Annotated in this window: 13 protein-coding genes; 11 read left to right on the plus strand and 2 right to left on the minus strand. The window is 62.0% G+C overall.

The window, feature by feature from the left end; all coding sequences use genetic code 11:
• Positions 1-56 precede the first annotated feature (56 nt).
• Together pepN and EE36_RS16255 are read left to right on the plus strand one after the other, a co-directional pair.
• A complete protein-coding gene (gene pepN / locus EE36_RS16250; protein ID WP_005854074.1) occupies positions 57-2,609 on the plus strand; it encodes an aminopeptidase N in 2,553 nt (850 codons plus the stop codon).
• A complete protein-coding gene (locus tag EE36_RS16255; RefSeq protein WP_005854076.1) occupies positions 2,602-3,063 on the plus strand; it encodes a hypothetical protein in 462 nt (153 codons plus the stop codon). The genes pepN and EE36_RS16255 overlap by 8 nt, the downstream gene beginning before the upstream one ends.
• A gap of 32 nt (positions 3,064-3,095) precedes the next feature.
• On the opposite strand, the gene EE36_RS16260 is transcribed toward EE36_RS16255, so the two are convergent.
• Positions 3,096-3,938, minus strand: a complete 843-nt coding sequence (locus EE36_RS16260; RefSeq protein ID WP_039912104.1) for a transglycosylase SLT domain-containing protein — start codon at positions 3,936-3,938, stop codon at positions 3,096-3,098.
• A 204-nt stretch (positions 3,939-4,142) separates the two neighbouring features.
• Between EE36_RS16260 and EE36_RS16265 the strand changes: the two genes are divergently transcribed.
• The 4 genes from EE36_RS16265 (at position 4,143) to EE36_RS16280 (ending at position 8,257) form a co-directional block, all read left to right on the plus strand.
• A complete protein-coding gene (locus tag EE36_RS16265) occupies positions 4,143-5,459 on the plus strand; it encodes a hypothetical protein (RefSeq protein WP_005854079.1) in 1,317 nt (438 codons plus the stop codon).
• A gap of 122 nt (positions 5,460-5,581) precedes the next feature.
• On the plus strand, positions 5,582-7,093 hold the full coding sequence (gatB, locus tag EE36_RS16270) for an Asp-tRNA(Asn)/Glu-tRNA(Gln) amidotransferase subunit GatB (protein ID WP_005854083.1): 1,512 nt from the start codon (positions 5,582-5,584) through the stop codon (positions 7,091-7,093).
• An 80-nt stretch (positions 7,094-7,173) separates the two neighbouring features.
• Complete coding sequence (locus EE36_RS16275; protein WP_005854085.1) at positions 7,174-7,641, plus strand: thioesterase family protein; 468 nt, start codon at positions 7,174-7,176, stop codon at positions 7,639-7,641.
• 46 nt (positions 7,642-7,687) lie between these two features.
• Positions 7,688-8,257: a hypothetical protein gene (locus tag EE36_RS16280; RefSeq protein ID WP_005854087.1), complete on the plus strand. Its 570-nt coding sequence runs from the start codon at positions 7,688-7,690 to the stop codon at positions 8,255-8,257.
• Positions 8,258-8,278: 21 nt separating this feature from the next.
• Here the strand turns inward: EE36_RS16280 and EE36_RS16285 are convergent, their stop codons facing one another.
• Positions 8,279-8,536, minus strand: a complete 258-nt coding sequence (locus tag EE36_RS16285; RefSeq protein ID WP_005854089.1) for a BolA family transcriptional regulator — start codon at positions 8,534-8,536, stop codon at positions 8,279-8,281.
• A 75-nt stretch (positions 8,537-8,611) separates the two neighbouring features.
• Here EE36_RS16285 and EE36_RS16290 point away from each other — a divergent pair, with 75 nt between their 5' ends.
• From EE36_RS16290 to EE36_RS16310, 5 genes are all read left to right on the plus strand, one after another.
• Positions 8,612-9,238: a J domain-containing protein gene (locus EE36_RS16290; RefSeq protein ID WP_005854091.1), complete on the plus strand. Its 627-nt coding sequence runs from the start codon at positions 8,612-8,614 to the stop codon at positions 9,236-9,238.
• Positions 9,239-9,479: 241 nt separating this feature from the next.
• Entirely contained in the window at positions 9,480-10,466 is a 987-nt protein-coding gene (gene cobS / locus EE36_RS16295; protein ID WP_005854093.1) for a cobaltochelatase subunit CobS, read from the plus strand.
• 155 nt (positions 10,467-10,621) lie between these two features.
• Positions 10,622-12,499, plus strand: a complete 1,878-nt coding sequence (gene cobT, locus EE36_RS16300) for a cobaltochelatase subunit CobT (protein ID WP_005854095.1) — start codon at positions 10,622-10,624, stop codon at positions 12,497-12,499.
• Between the two features lie 57 nt (positions 12,500-12,556).
• A complete protein-coding gene (locus tag EE36_RS16305) occupies positions 12,557-14,347 on the plus strand; it encodes an aminopeptidase P family protein (RefSeq protein WP_005854097.1) in 1,791 nt (596 codons plus the stop codon).
• Between the two features lie 40 nt (positions 14,348-14,387).
• Entirely contained in the window at positions 14,388-14,732 is a 345-nt protein-coding gene (locus tag EE36_RS16310; protein ID WP_005854099.1) for a DUF427 domain-containing protein, read from the plus strand.
• The last annotated feature ends 54 nt before the right edge of the window (positions 14,733-14,786 follow it).

Below are 14,786 nucleotides of genomic sequence, written 5' to 3' on the forward strand. Positions count from 1 at the left end.
GTGTTGCAAGACTAACTTGAGCGCTGGACATCTGGTTCCAAACAGAAGGAAAAAACATGCGCGACGCTGCCCCCCAGACGATATATCTGGCCGACTACACGCCTTATGGCTTTATCATCGACGATGTCGCGCTGCATTTCGATCTGGACCCGCGCAAGACCCGTGTCAAAAGCCGTATCTCCTTTCGCCCCAACCCCGATGCAAGCGACCACACGTTCTTTCTGCACGGGGAGAACCTGTCGCTTGTCTCGGCCATGATTGATGGCACGCCCGTCTCGCCCGAGGTGACGCCCCAGGGGCTGACCTGCGATGTGCCGGACGCGCCCTTCGTCTGGGAAGCGGAGGTAGAGATCGACCCGATGGGCAACACCGCGCTTGAGGGGCTTTACATGTCGAACGGCATGTATTGCACCCAATGCGAGGCGGAAGGCTTTCGCAAGATCACCTATTACCCCGACCGCCCCGATGTGATGGCGGTGTTTACTGTAACCATCAACGGACCACATCCGGTATTGCTGTCCAACGGCAACCCCGTCAGCAGCGGCAAGGATACCGCCGAATGGCATGATCCCTGGCCCAAGCCTGCCTACCTGTTTGCTCTGGTCGCGGGCGATCTGGTCGCACACCCCGGCAGCTTCACCACGAAATCAGGCCGCGACGTTGACCTGAACCTCTATGTGCGCCCCGGTGACGAAGGCAAATGCGCTTTTGGGATGCAGGCCCTGAAAGACAGTATGAAATGGGACGAGGACGTTTATGGTCGTGAATACGATCTTGATCTGTTCAACATCGTTGCCGTGGATGACTTCAACATGGGCGCGATGGAAAATAAGGGGCTGAACATCTTCAACTCCTCCGCCGTTCTCGCGTCGCCCGAAACCTCGACCGATATGAACTTTGAACGGATCGAGGCGATTATCGCGCATGAGTATTTCCACAACTGGACCGGCAACCGCATCACCTGCCGCGATTGGTTTCAGCTGTGCCTGAAGGAAGGGCTGACGGTCTATCGCGACAGCCAGTTTACCTCTGACATACGCTCTGCCGCGGTGAAGCGGATCGGTGATGTGATCGACCTGCGCGCCCGCCAATTCCCCGAGGACCAAGGCCCGCTGGCCCACCCCGTGCGCCCCGAGAGTTTTCAGGAAATCAACAACTTCTACACCGCCACGGTCTATGAAAAAGGGGCCGAGGTGATTGGCATGCTCAAGCTGCTGGTCGGGGACGCGGCGTATTCAAAAGCGCTTGACCTCTATTTCGATCGCCACGACGGGCAGGCTTGTACCATCGAAGACTGGCTACAGGTGTTCGAGGATACAACAGGCCGCGATCTGGGGCAGTTCAAGCGCTGGTATTCCCAAGCGGGCACGCCGCAGCTGTCGGTCACGGAAAGCTGGGACCACGGCACATTGACGTTGCATTTCAAGCAGCACACCCCCGCCAGCGCGGCCACCGCCGACCCGCAGCCCTATGTGCTGCCGATCGCTGTCGGGCTGATCGGTCAGGACGGGGACGAGGTGCACGAGACCACGGTGCTGGAAATGACGCAGGCCGAACAAAGCTTTGTCTTTGACGATCTGGGGACGCGCCCTGTGGCATCCGTGCTGCGCGGCTTTTCAGCACCGGTGGTGCTGACCCAAGACCTGTCGGACGCAGACCGCGCGCATCTGCTGGCCCATGACACCGATCCGTTCAACCGTTGGGAACAGGGGCGCATGCTGGCCTATGGGTCGCTGCTTGGGATGATCCGCGAGGGCAAGGCCCCGAACAAGGATTGGCTGGCCGGTATCCGCGCGGTGATCGGGGATGAAACCCTTGATCCGGCGTATCGCGCGCTGATGCTGGGGCTGCCGTCGCAATCCGATCTGGCGCGCGCGCTGTCAGAGGCAGGCGACACCCCAGACCCCGACATCATCTATGCCGCGACCGAGGCGACCCGCGCCGCGATGGCCGACGCCTTTGCCGATCTGTTGCCGACGCTTTATCGCCGCCACACCGTCGACGCCCCGTTCGAGCCAAACGCGAAACAGGCGGGCAAGCGCGCCCTGTCCAATGCCGCCCTGTCACTGCTGACGCGCAATGACGACGGCGTGCTTGCGCAAGAGCAATATGACGCGGCCGACAATATGACCCAGCAGCTTTCCGCGTTGGCCAATCTGGTCCGCGCCGGTCGCGGCAAGAAGGCTGTCGAGGCCTTCGAGGCGCAGTGGAAAGCGGACCGTCTGGTGATGGACAAATGGTTCGGCCTGCAGGTGATGGAAGCCGACCCCGAAGACGCCCACGAGGTGGTCGAGACGCTGACCAAACACCCTGACTTCAACTGGAAGAACCCGAACCGCTTCCGCGCTGTGCTGGGGGCCTTTGCTGCGCATCACGCAGGCTTCCACCATGCCTCGGGGGCGGGCTATCGTCTGCTTGCCGATTGGCTGATCCAGCTTGATCCGGTGAACCCGCAGACCACTGCGCGGATGTGTTCGGCCTTCCAGACATGGAAACGCTATGACGCTGACCGTCAGGACATGATCAAGGCAGAGCTGGACCGCATCCTGTCGCAACCCGGTCTGTCGCGTGACACGACCGAAATGCTGACACGTATCCGCGGTGCATGATGCCGCCGAAGGTGTCCCGCCGCGGGGCACCTTCCACTACCGGCGTGCGGGGCGCAGCCTTTGGACGGCTTTGGTGGTCGCGGCTGTCTGGCTGGCGCTGATCGCTGCCTATGTCGTGATTGACGCGTCCCCGGTGATACTGGCGATCGTCGCCCTCTTCACCCTGCCCGCGCTATGGGATCTTGCGACAAACCCCATCGCCAGCCTGAGCCTCACCCCGCAGGCGCTGGTCTGGCAGCGGGGCAAGGATAAGGTTACGATCCCGCTCGACACAATCGACCACATCCGCCTTGATACGCGGCTGGACCTTTCTGTCCGCGCGACGGTGGTGCTGCGCTCGGGGCAGCGGTTGCGTATTCCCCCAGATGCCATGCCCCCGCACCGCCCGTTCGAGCACGCGCTGCACGCCGCTGGCGTCCCCACGCAGCGGCACCACTTTAGCCTGCGCGGCTAGGCCGGCCACGGGCGGCGCGTTCAGGGTCACGTTCAGGGGCGCGGCTTGGGGCGCGTGGCATCCAGTGGTTTGCAATAGGCTTGCTGCTTCAGCCAGCGCGACATGTCCCGACGTTTCGCAGGGCTGCGCAACGGGCCCCAGTCCGCCGCGACACCACGCCCGCCGCGACCATAGATCACCCCGTCACGGGGCACGGTGACCGCCATGATCCGCACAGCACAGCTCAGGTTCGCGGCCCCGTTCTGCAACCCCGCGCCCGTGCCGACGTTGCAGCCATAGCCGCGCGCGGTGGCAGGCAGGATCTGAAGCAACCCGTACCACAGACCGCCCCCCCCGACCGCGCGCGCCTTATAAGTGCTTTCGTGTTTCGCCAGCGCCGACATGAACCCGACCCAAAACGCCCTGCGGTCCGCGTCCGATGCCGTGGGATAGGCCGGGCACCAGTCGTTGATGTCGCCGGGCACCATATCAACCAGAGGCTTGCCGTGGGACTTGAGCGCGGACAGCGCCGTGCGCGTCCAGACCGCATGCCCGCGCCGGTGCTGCCACCTTGTGCGCGGGATCACACCGTTGCGCGCAGGCGGCGAGACCTCGTAAAGATTGATCGGCGCGGCGGTCGCAAGGTCGGGGCCCGCTGTGCCACCCTCTCCGGGCACTGCAGGCGCGGGTTCGATCGGCGCAGCGGCGGTCGGCGGCGTGGTGTCAGGATCAGGGACCGCGCTGCGGGCCACCGGGCGCAGGACATTCACCGTCTCGGCCGCCAACGGCAGTGCCACGCCACCGGACAGAAGCGCGACCACCACCGGCGCGAGAATCACCCGCCCCAGACCACCGCGCCGCATCCCGCTGCGACGTGCTTTTATCTTTGCTGACATTCCTACTCCCCCAGTCGTATTCGCGCACAACATAGCGTGTTCCGCGCCATCGTCGCCGGTCTTTGAACAATCAGGCATTATTCAGCCTTAAAGCCGCGTTCAGACGCTTGGCAAATCCCAGACTAACCATCGCGATGCCATCTTGGTGCCTAAATATCCCGCCATTTTCAGTGGCAGAAGACGGGTTCATATAGGACTGGACAAATGATGCGGCACCTCAAGAATTTATTCAAACGCAAAAGCGTTCCGACGCTGCTGTTGGATTCTGACGATCTTGGCCAAACGCCGCGCAAGCAAGAACCCCGCCCGCAGCCTCAGAAAACCGCGCAAACCGCCGTGCCGCGCCCGGATGCTGTACCGCCTTCGCCCCATGAAATGCTCAGCATCGACTGCCCTGATCCCACGGCCGAGGACCGTCTTTGCGATGAAAACCACCAGCTGGGCCAAGGCTTGGTGCGGCAGGAGAACTGGGCGGCGCTGTCAAAGGTGATCCGCGCGGCAGACGCTGATAGCACGCTCACCCCCGGGTCCATGCCTGTGGCCGAGCTGATCGCCTATGGTGCCCGCGCCGATGTGGTGATGGCGACAGAGCATGCGATCGAGGACGTGGACAGCGGCTTTGCCAAGGCCTTGCTGAGCGGGATCGAGGATTTCGAACATGTGCTGGACGAGCACCAAGACGATTACGTCGTCGCCTGCGTCGTGGCCCAGGCGCATATCGACATCGGCTGGGCGTGGCGCGGCAAAGGCGAAAGCAACGTGCTGCCGCAACGCAACCGCGACGCCTGCATCGCCCACTTTGAGCGCGCCGGAGAGATCATCGCCCCCTTCATTGCCCAGCATCCCACCAGCGCGCTTGTCGCGGCCACCTGCTGCGCCCATGCGAGCGGGCCGTTCAACCACCAAGGCGGGCTGCGCGAAAGCTACGAAAAGCTGATCATGCTCAACCCGCTGAACCCGCGCCCCATGCGCGCCTTGGGCAACCACCTGCTACCGCGCCATCACGGCGGCTATTCAGAGCTTGAGCTTGAAGCCCGACGCACCGCCGCGCGGGTGCAGAATGTCTGGGGGGCCGGTGGCTATACCTGGGTGATGTTTGACGCGATCTGCTCTGATGATACGGCCTGTGCCAATCTGGACGTTGACTATTTCATCGACGGTTTGCGCGACATCCTTGCGCATCACTCCACCGCCTATTTCGCGAACCTGCTGGCGGCCTATTGCGCCAATATGACCAGCTTTGGCGGCGGCGGAAACGAACGCGCCGACAGCATTCGCGCCCGCATCGGTGCCTGCACCGAATGGATCATCCGTGCGCATCTGACAGAATTGCACCCGATGATCTGGGCCCATGCCGCCCACGGCTTTGACAACAACCTGCGCATCCGGTCGCCGCATAAATTCGCCGCGTCCGGCCGCGAGGATGCGATGCAGGTGATGACCAGCCTATTCCGTTCCGAGCTCGCCTCGGGGCAGCGGATCGTGTTCACCAGCAAGGGACCAGAGGCCACGCCTGCCTAAGATCGCCTTTGGGCAGCACCTCTTGGCCGGTCCGGCGCGCATTGGCGCGGCCTGCCTCTTGCAGCACCCCGCCCCCTGTCTTATGACCAAGGCGTTCTGTTTCTGACGCCAAAGGTGCCCCCATGCTTGACCTGACCTATGACACCCCCAAAGTGCGCACCATTGCGGGTGCCAAACATGACTGGGAACTGGTCATCGGGATGGAGGTGCACGCGCAGGTTCTATCGAACGCAAAGCTCTTTTCCGCCGCCTCGACCAAATTCGGGGCCGAGCCGAACAACAACGTCGCTTTCGTTGACGCGGCCATGCCCGGCATGCTGCCCACCATCAACGAATACTGTGTCGAACAGGCCGTGCGCACGGGTCTGGGCCTGAAGGCCGAGATCAACCTGCACAGCGCCTTTGACCGCAAGAACTATTTCTACCCCGACTTGCCACAGGGCTATCAGATCTCGCAGCTTTACCACCCCATTGTGGGCGAAGGTGAAGTGCTGGTGGAATTGGGCGATGGCACGGCGCGGCTGGTACGCGTTGAACGCATCCACCTTGAACAGGACGCGGGCAAATCGATCCACGACATGGACCCGAACATGTCCTTCGTCGACCTGAACCGCACCGGTGTTGCGCTGATGGAGATCGTGAGCCGCCCCGACATCCGCGGCCCCGAAGAGGCCGCCGCCTATCTGACCAAACTGCGCCAGATCCTGCGCTATCTGGGGACCTGCAACGGCGACATGCAGTCCGGTGCCATGCGCGCGGATGTGAACGTGTCGATCTGCCTGCCCGGTCAGTACGAAAAATATCAGGAGACGCAGGATTTCAGCCATTTGGGCACGCGCTGCGAGATCAAGAACATGAACTCCATGCGGTTCATCCAGCAAGCGATCGAGGTCGAGGCGAAACGCCAGATTGCCATCGTCGAGGCCGGTGGCGAAGTGGTGCAGGAAACCCGCCTGTTCGATCCGGACAAGCAGGAAACCCGCTCCATGCGCTCCAAGGAAGAGGCGCATGACTATCGCTATTTCCCCGACCCCGATCTGTTGCCTTTGGTGATCGAACAGGCGTGGGTGGACGACATCGGTGCCAACCTGCCCGAATTGCCTGACGCCAAGAAAGCACGTTTCATCAACGACTTTGGCCTAAGCGACTATGACGCCTCGGTGCTGACCTCGGATCTGGACAGCGCAGGCTATTTCGAGGCGACCGCACAGGGTCGCGACGGCAAGATGGCGGCGAACTGGGTGATTAACGAACTGTTTGGCCGTCTCAAGAAAGACGAGAAAGCCATCACCGACAGCCCCGTCAGCCCTGCTCAGCTTGGTGGTGTGATTGATCTGATCGCCTCTGACGCGATTTCGGGCAAGATCGCCAAGGATCTGTTTGAAATCGTCTATACCGAAGGCGGTGATCCTGCGGTGATCGTTGAAGAGCGCGGGATGAAGCAGGTCACAGACACCAGCGCGATCGAGGCCGCCGTGGACGAGATCATCGCCGCGAACCCCGATCAGGTCGCCAAAGCGCGCGAGAACCCAAAGCTCGCCGGTTGGTTCGTCGGTCAGACGATGAAGGCCACGGGCGGCAAGGCGAACCCCAAAGCGGTCAACCAGATCGTCGCGCAAAAACTGAACGGCTAAGACATCGGGCCGGGGTTCACCAAAACCCCGGCCCTTTTCTTGCCACGCTCCCCCATCTGACATCTTGTGAAAGGTCATTTATGGAAACGCCCTTCCGGTCATCGCCGCGCATTGTTCAACCCGAATGGATCGACTTTAACGGTCACCTGAACATGGCCTATTATTCGGTGCTGATGGATAACGCCGTCGATGATGCCTATCACCAGATCGGGTTCGGACCAGAGTATCAGAAGACCGGCCACACCACCTATGTCGCCGAATTCCACATCTGCTATCTGCGCGAGCTGCACGAAGGGGCGTCGACCTATTGCACCTTCCAGCTGCTCGACTTTGATGAAAAACGTTTCCATTCCTTCACGCAGCTTTGGCACGAGGACGGATGGCTTGCCGCCACGGGCGAGGCGCTGACGCTGCACATCGACCAGTCCGGCCCCCGCGTGGCCCCCATGCCCGCCGACCTCATGGCGCGGCTTGAGGCGATGAAAACAGCCCATGCCAGCTTGCCCTATCCTGAGCAGGCGGGCCGCAAGATTGGCCTGAAACGCTGAGTGTATCCCGCTGCCTACCCCCGTATTGATTTGAAAGCCAGCCGCCATGCCACGCTATGAATACAAAGTTGTGCCCGCCCCGACCAAAGGGTTGAAAGCCAAGAACGTCAAAGGGTCAGAAGCGCGATTTTCCCATGCGTTGCAAGAACTTATGAACGGTCTTTCAGGGTATGGGTGGGAATATCAACGGGCCGAGACCCTGCCGTCGATCGAACGCGCGGGCCTGACCGGCAGCACGACAGAGTGGCGCAATGTGCTGGTGTTTCGCCGCCTCCGCGAGGCCGAGCCCGAGGACGAAGCCGTCACTACAGAGCTGCTTCCCCCGCCGCAGCCCGACACGCACGACACGCCCGAGCCCGAAGCTGAAACCACCCAAGCAGAGGACGCAGGCGACGCGCCCTATTTCGAGGATGAGCATGGCGAAACGAAAGACGACGGCAAGACCGCCGTGGTGGCCCCGTCCCTGCTGAACGCGCTGGCGTCGCGCCGTAAATCAACCACCGTGAAAACGCCTGCCAAGCCAAGCGCCACAGCCGCAGAGACCGCCCCGAAGACCGAGGCAGACACCACGGCCCCCGAAACGAAAACGGCAAAGACGGATAAGACGGCAGACTAGCCGCAAACCGTGACGCAGGGCTTAAACGTCGAGATCCAGCGCAAGCGCGTGAATGCGGCCAATCAGATCGGGGCCAAGCGCGCCATGCACGGCACGATGCCGCGCAACACGGTTCAGCCCCTTGAAATGGGCCGACCGGATTTTCACATTAAAATGACTTTCGCCGCCCTCGCGATAGCCCCCGTGGCCGCGATGGCTTTCACTATCGTCAACGACGCTTAATTCCGACGGGGCAAACGCCTCTTCCAGCCGGTCGGCAATTTCTTGTGTCACTGACATTTTTTAGCTCAGCCCCCCTTCAATCTCACAGCCCAAGGTCTAAACTGACCGGCCTGAGTCGGAAAGGTCCATATCATGCCCAAAAGTGATCCCTTTGGATTCGACATGTCCGTGTCGTCTTCGAAAAAGAAAAATCCCCGTGGCCGTCGCGGGATGTCCGGTGCGTCCGAGACATCGCAACGCGTCTGTTCGCACGAAGGCTGCGAAGAACCGGGCAAGTACCGCGCGCCCAAAGCACCGGACGTGCTGGATGATTATTTCTGGTTCTGCCAGAAACACGTGCGCGAATATAACCTCAAGTGGAACTTCTTTGACGGCACCACAGAAGCCGAATTGAACGCCCAGCAGTCCAAGGACAAAGTGTGGGAGCGTACGACCAAGCCTCTGGGCGACCCCGAAGCACGGGCCTGGGCGCGTTTGGGCATCGAGGACCCGCATCAGGTTCTGGGCAAGAACGCGACGCAGAACCCCGGCAAAGGGCCTGCCGCAGGTCGCCGCCTGCCCCCCACGGAACGCCGCGCGCTCGAAATTCTGGAAGCCAAGGACACCTGGACCAAACCCGAAGTGCGCAAGGCCTATAAGGCGCTTATCAAGGTGCTCCACCCCGATATGAACGGCGGGGACCGCAGCCAGGAAGAGCAGCTGCAGCTCGTCGTCTGGGCCTGGGACCAGTTGAAGGGCAGCCGCAACTTCAAGGACTGACGCCGCGGCATTCCGGCGGGCCGAGGGCATCGGCATCCGCCTGTGACGGGCTTGAGAGCCATATAGATGGGGCGGTGCAGACAAATGCGCCGCCCCTTTTCCATGTGTCCCGGGGATTCGCGGTTTTGCCGCAGGTGCGAATTGCCCCTTTCCCTCGCGCTCAGGAAAGATATGTTGCCGTGGACGCCACCCTTGATCCGCAAGCGGTGCGCAAGACAGAAGCATGAAGGACGTACAGAATATGGCCGAGACCTCATTGGACCTCACAACCAAACCCACCAAAGAGATCTCCGTTCGCGAAGTCTTTGGCATCGACACCGACATGGTGGTGCATGGCTTTGAAGAACGTACAAGCCGCGTTCCCGATCTGGACAGCACCTATAAATTCGATCCCGACACCACGATGGCGATCCTTGCGGGGTTCAACCATAACCGCCGCGTGATGGTTCAGGGCTACCACGGGACGGGCAAGTCCACCCACATCGAACAGGTGGCAAGCCTGCTGAACTGGCCCTGTGTCCGCGTCAACCTTGATAGCCACATCAGCCGGATCGACCTGATTGGCAAGGATGCGATCAAGCTGAAAGACGGCAAGCAGGTCACGGATTTTCAGGAAGGCATCCTGCCTTGGGCCCTGCGCAACCCCACAGCAATCGTGTTTGATGAATATGACGCAGGCCGCGCCGATGTGATGTTCGTGATCCAGCGTGTGCTGGAAGTCGACGGCAAGCTGACGCTGCTGGACCAGAACCAGGTGATCGAACCCCACCCCTATTTCCGCATCTTCGCGACCGCGAACACGGTGGGTCTGGGCGACACCACGGGTCTTTACCACGGCACACAGCAGATCAACCAGGGCCAGATGGACCGTTGGTCGCTGGTGGCGACGTTGAACTATCTGAGCATCGACGCCGAAACCCAGATCGTTCTGTCAAAGAACCCGCATTACAACACCGAAAAAGGCCGCAAGACGATCAAACAGATGGTTACCGTCGCCGACCTGACGCGCACCGCCTTCATGAATGGTGAACTCTCGACCGTTATGTCGCCGCGGACCGTGATTGCCTGGGCCCAGAACGCCGAGATTTTCCGCGACGTGGGCTATGCCTTCCGCCTGTCGTTCCTCAACAAATGTGATGAACTTGAACGCCAGACCGTTGCCGAATTCTATCAGCGTCTGTTCGACGAAGAGCTACCGGAATCCGCCGCCAGCCTGAGCCTTGGCTAAGCTACGATCCACCCCGTGCCCGCGTTGGCAGGGATGAAGAACAAGACGTCCACCGGCAGCTTGGTCGGTGGGCGACAGTCTGACCGCAGCGCCCCGTTTCGTGTGGCCGCGGTGACCAAAGCCGCAGGTCGGCCGCACTCGGATGGGAGAATGACATGAGCAAACAATCAGATAACCCCGCCGACGCGTTCAAAAAGGCTTTGGCCGAAGCGACCAAGGTCATGTCGAACGATCCTGACCTCACGGTCAGTTATTCCGTTGATCCGTCGGGGCTAAGCGGGGATTCCATGCGCCTGCCACAGGTCAGCCGCCGCATGACCCGCGAAGAAGTCCTGCTGGCCCGCGGCACCGCCGACGCGCTCGCGCTGAACCGGCGCTATCACAACGGCCAGACCCACGCGAAATACATGCCCGCCGGTGACATGGCCCGCGATCTTTATGAAGCGATGGAAACCGCCCGCTGCGAAGCCGTAGGTGCCCGCGACATGCCCGGCACCGCGGGCAATATCGACGCGAAGATCAAATACGACTCCCTGCGCAAGGGCTATGATCAGGCCAAGCAACCCTCGGACGTGCCTTTGGCGACGGCGGCAGGCTATCTGGTGCGCCATCTGGCGACGGGGCGTGACATGCCCGCCGGTGCCGCCAACGCAATGGAGCTGTGGCGCGGCTATATCGAGGATCAGGCCGGAGGCACGCTCGAGACGTTGAACGATACGCTGGATGATCAGGCCGCCTTTGCCCGCTTTGCGCGCAAGATGATCGTTGATCTGGGCTATGGCGATCAGCTGGGCGATGACCCCGACCAAGGCGACGACGACCAAGACAGTGCCGAGGAAGAAGGCACCGAAGAAGAGCAAGAGCCCGATAGCACCGGTCAGGACGATCAGGACGACGACGAGGCAGAAGCCTCGCCCGAGCAGTCGCAAGAGCAGCAGCAGGATGAATCTCAGGCGCAGGTGTCGATGGATGACACCGCCGATCAGGAGCTTGGCGAAGAGGCCGAGATGCCCGATGGCGATGCCCCGATGGAGCCGCCCGCCCCGCCACAAGCCTCGGACGCGGACCCGAATTATCTGGTGTACCAGACCGAGCATGACGAGGTGATCGGGGCCGAAGACCTTGCCGAACCGGCAGAGCTTGAACGCCTGCGCGCCTATCTGGACCAACAGCTTGAACCGCTGAAAGGCGCGGTCAGCCGTCTGGCCAACAAGCTGCAACGTCGCTTGCAGGCGCAGCAGAACCGGTCGTGGGAATTCGACCTAGAGGAAGGCACACTGGATGCCGGCCGTCTGGCCCGTGTCGTGGCCAACCCCACAACCCCGCTGTCGTTCAAGGTCGAACAGGACACCGAATTCCGCGACACCTGTGTGACCTTGCTGCTGGACAACTCCGGCTCGATGCGCGGGCGGCCGATTTCCATCGCCGCGATCTGCGCCGATGTTCTGGCCCGCACGCTGGAGCGTTGCAACGTCAAGGTCGAGATCCTAGGCTTTACCACCCGCGCCTGGAAAGGCGGCCAAGCCCGCGAGGCCTGGTTGAACGACGGCCGTCCGGTCCAGCCGGGCCGTCTGAATGACCTGCGCCACATCATCTATAAATCCGCCGACGCCCCCTGGCGGCGCACGCGGCCCAATCTGGGGTTGATGATGAAAGAAGGCTTGCTGAAAGAGAACATCGACGGGGAGGCGCTGGAATGGGCGCACCGCCGAATGATCGCCCGCCACGAGGCGCGCAAGATCCTGATGGTGATCAGCGACGGTGCGCCTGTGGACGACAGCACCCTGTCGGTGAACCCAGCGAATTATCTGGAAAAACACCTGCGCGACGTGATCGCCATGGTCGAGAAACGCAAGGCGGTGGAACTGCTGGCTATCGGCATCGGCCACGACGTCACCCGCTATTATGACCGCGCCGTCACGATCACCGATGTCGACCAGCTGGCCGGTGCGATGACCGAACAGCTGGCGGCGCTGTTTGATACCGATCCCCGCGCGCGGGCCCGTGTCATGGGCATGCGCCGCGCAAGCTGAGGGTCAGGGACGCTCCGCGGGGAGTTTTAAGAGCAAAATGAAGAATGGGGTGGGGATATGTTTCAATCGTTCGAGGTAACCTCGCGGCCGGAACAAGGGCCGCCACGGCTGGCGGCGCTGCGCAAAGAGCTGCAGGCAGAGGCGCTTGACGGGTTTCTTGTGCCCCGCGCCGACGCGCATCAAGGTGAATATGTTGCCCCCCGTGACGACCGCTTGAAATGGCTCACGGGGTTCACCGGATCGGCCGGCTTCTGTGCCGCTTTGCGCGATGTGGCGGGCGTGTTTATCGATGGGCGCTACCGCACGCAGGTCAAGGCGCAGGTGGCGGATGTCTATACGCCCGTGGCCTGGCCCGAAGTCTCGTTGGCTGAATGGCTCCGCGCACAGCTGCCTCAGGGTGGCGTTATCGGCTTTGATCCGTGGCTGCATGCCGCCGGTCAGATCGTCCAGCTTGAGGACGCCTTGGACGGCAGCGGCATCACGCTGCGCCGCACCGATAATCTGGTCGACCGCGTCTGGGAGGACCAGCCCGCCCCGCCCATGAACCCCGCCAAGGTCCACCCGATCGACTATGCGGGCGAGGCCCATGGCGATAAGATCGCGCGGCTGGCCGAAGGGCTGCGCGACAAGGGCCGTGGGGCCGCCGTGATCACCCTGCCCGACAGTCTGTGTTGGCTGCTGAACATCCGCGGGTCCGATATCGCGCGCAATCCGGTCCTGCATGGCTTTGCCGTGCTGCACAGCGCGGGTCACGTGGACGCGTTCGTCGCCCCATCCAAGCTGGAGGGGCTTGAGGCGCATTTGGGCGCGCATGTGACCCTGCGTGCGCCTGAGGCGTTTTTAGACGCTCTCGCCGACCTGTCGGGCCCCGTGCTGGTCGAGAAGGCCACCGTGCCTGTGGCAGTCTCGGACGCTTTGGGCGACAGGATCGTTTGGGGCGACGACCCCTGCGCCCTGCCCAAAGCTTGCAAGAACGCGGCGGAGATCGAAGGCTCTGTCGCGGCGCATTTGCGCGACGGGGCGGCCTTGGTCGAAGTGCTGGCCTGGCTGGACGCGCAGCCTGCGGGCAGCGTGACGGAGACGCAAGTGGTGACCCAGCTGGAGACCGCGCGCCGCCGTGATCCGGCCTTGCAAGAGATCAGCTTTGAGACCATTGCCGGGACCGGCCCCAATGGTGCGATCATGCACTACCGCGTGACCGAGGACACCGATAGCCTTTTGCAAGACGGGCATCTGCTGGTGCTGGATTCGGGCGGGCAATATCTGGATGGCACCACCGACATCACCCGCACCATCGCCATCGGCACGCCGCCGGTAGAGGCGAAAGAGGCGTTTACCCGTGTGCTGAACGGTTTGATCGCCATGAGCCGTCTGCGCTGGCCCCAAGGGCTGGCCGGGCGCGATATCGAGGCTGTGGGGCGTTTGCCGCTCTGGATGGCGGGGCAGGATTTCGATCACGGGCTGGGCCATGGCGTCGGGGCCTATCTTAGCGTGCACGAAGGGCCTCAACGCCTCAGCAAGCTGAGCACGGTGCCCCTGTCCGAAGGGATGATCCTGAGCATCGAGCCCGGCTATTACCGCGAGGGGGCCTTTGGCATCCGGCTGGAAAACCTTGCCGTGGTGCGGTCTGCGCCTGATCTTCCGGGCGGGGACGCGCATCGCGCCATGCTGTCGTGGGAGACGCTGAGCTTTGCGCCCATCGACACGCGGCTGATCGTGCCGCAGATGCTGAGCCAGGATGCGCGAGACTGGCTGAACGCCTATCATCACGACGTTGCGGAAAAGATCGGGCCGCGGCTATCACCGGTTGCAAAACTGTGGTTGGATGCGGCAACAGCGCCGGTTTGAGCGCGATATATTTCAGTTCATTCAGGGAGGACGGTCAGCAATGGCAGACCATATCAAGATATTGAAGTCGAACGGAACATGGACAGTGCGCGCAGGGGGCGCGGTACTGGCCGAAACACGTAACGCGCTTGAGCTGCGCGAAGGCGACCACGACGCGGTGATCTATATCCCCCGTTCGGATATCGCCATGGCGTTTCTGGACAAGACCGACAAGACCACCCACTGCCCGCATAAGGGCGACGCGCATTATTTCTCGGTCGTGACCAAAAGCCGGACGTTGGAAAACGTGGCATGGTCCTACGAGGACCCCAGCGAGGATGTCGCCGAGATCAAGGGCCATCTGGCCTTCTACCAATTGCCCGAGGTTGCGGTAGAACAAATCTAGGGCCCCCGAAAGGGCCCTGGAAATTCAAGATCGAAGCAAGGGGGGCTGCGGCCC

Source organism: Sulfitobacter sp. EE-36 (genome assembly GCF_000152605.1).
GTDB classification, from domain to species: Bacteria; Pseudomonadota; Alphaproteobacteria; order Rhodobacterales; family Rhodobacteraceae; genus Sulfitobacter; species Sulfitobacter pontiacus.

What these genes read in the sequence shown, in the direction of transcription:
- pepN (WP_005854074.1), top strand. Translation starts at nt 57, where the DNA reads ATGCGCGACGCTGCCCCCCAGACGATATATCTGGCCGACTACACGCCT.
- EE36_RS16260 (WP_039912104.1), bottom strand. Translation starts at nt 3,938, where the DNA reads ATGTCAGCAAAGATAAAAGCACGTCGCAGCGGGATGCGGCGCGGTGGT.
- EE36_RS16265 (WP_005854079.1), top strand. Translation starts at nt 4,143, where the DNA reads ATGATGCGGCACCTCAAGAATTTATTCAAACGCAAAAGCGTTCCGACG.
- gatB (WP_005854083.1), top strand. Translation starts at nt 5,582, where the DNA reads ATGCTTGACCTGACCTATGACACCCCCAAAGTGCGCACCATTGCGGGT.
- EE36_RS16275 (WP_005854085.1), top strand. Translation starts at nt 7,174, where the DNA reads ATGGAAACGCCCTTCCGGTCATCGCCGCGCATTGTTCAACCCGAATGG.
- EE36_RS16280 (WP_005854087.1), top strand. Translation starts at nt 7,688, where the DNA reads ATGCCACGCTATGAATACAAAGTTGTGCCCGCCCCGACCAAAGGGTTG.
- EE36_RS16285 (WP_005854089.1), bottom strand. Translation starts at nt 8,536, where the DNA reads ATGTCAGTGACACAAGAAATTGCCGACCGGCTGGAAGAGGCGTTTGCC.
- EE36_RS16290 (WP_005854091.1), top strand. Translation starts at nt 8,612, where the DNA reads ATGCCCAAAAGTGATCCCTTTGGATTCGACATGTCCGTGTCGTCTTCG.
- cobS (WP_005854093.1), top strand. Translation starts at nt 9,480, where the DNA reads ATGGCCGAGACCTCATTGGACCTCACAACCAAACCCACCAAAGAGATC.
- cobT (WP_005854095.1), top strand. Translation starts at nt 10,622, where the DNA reads ATGAGCAAACAATCAGATAACCCCGCCGACGCGTTCAAAAAGGCTTTG.
- EE36_RS16305 (WP_005854097.1), top strand. Translation starts at nt 12,557, where the DNA reads ATGTTTCAATCGTTCGAGGTAACCTCGCGGCCGGAACAAGGGCCGCCA.
- EE36_RS16310 (WP_005854099.1), top strand. Translation starts at nt 14,388, where the DNA reads ATGGCAGACCATATCAAGATATTGAAGTCGAACGGAACATGGACAGTG.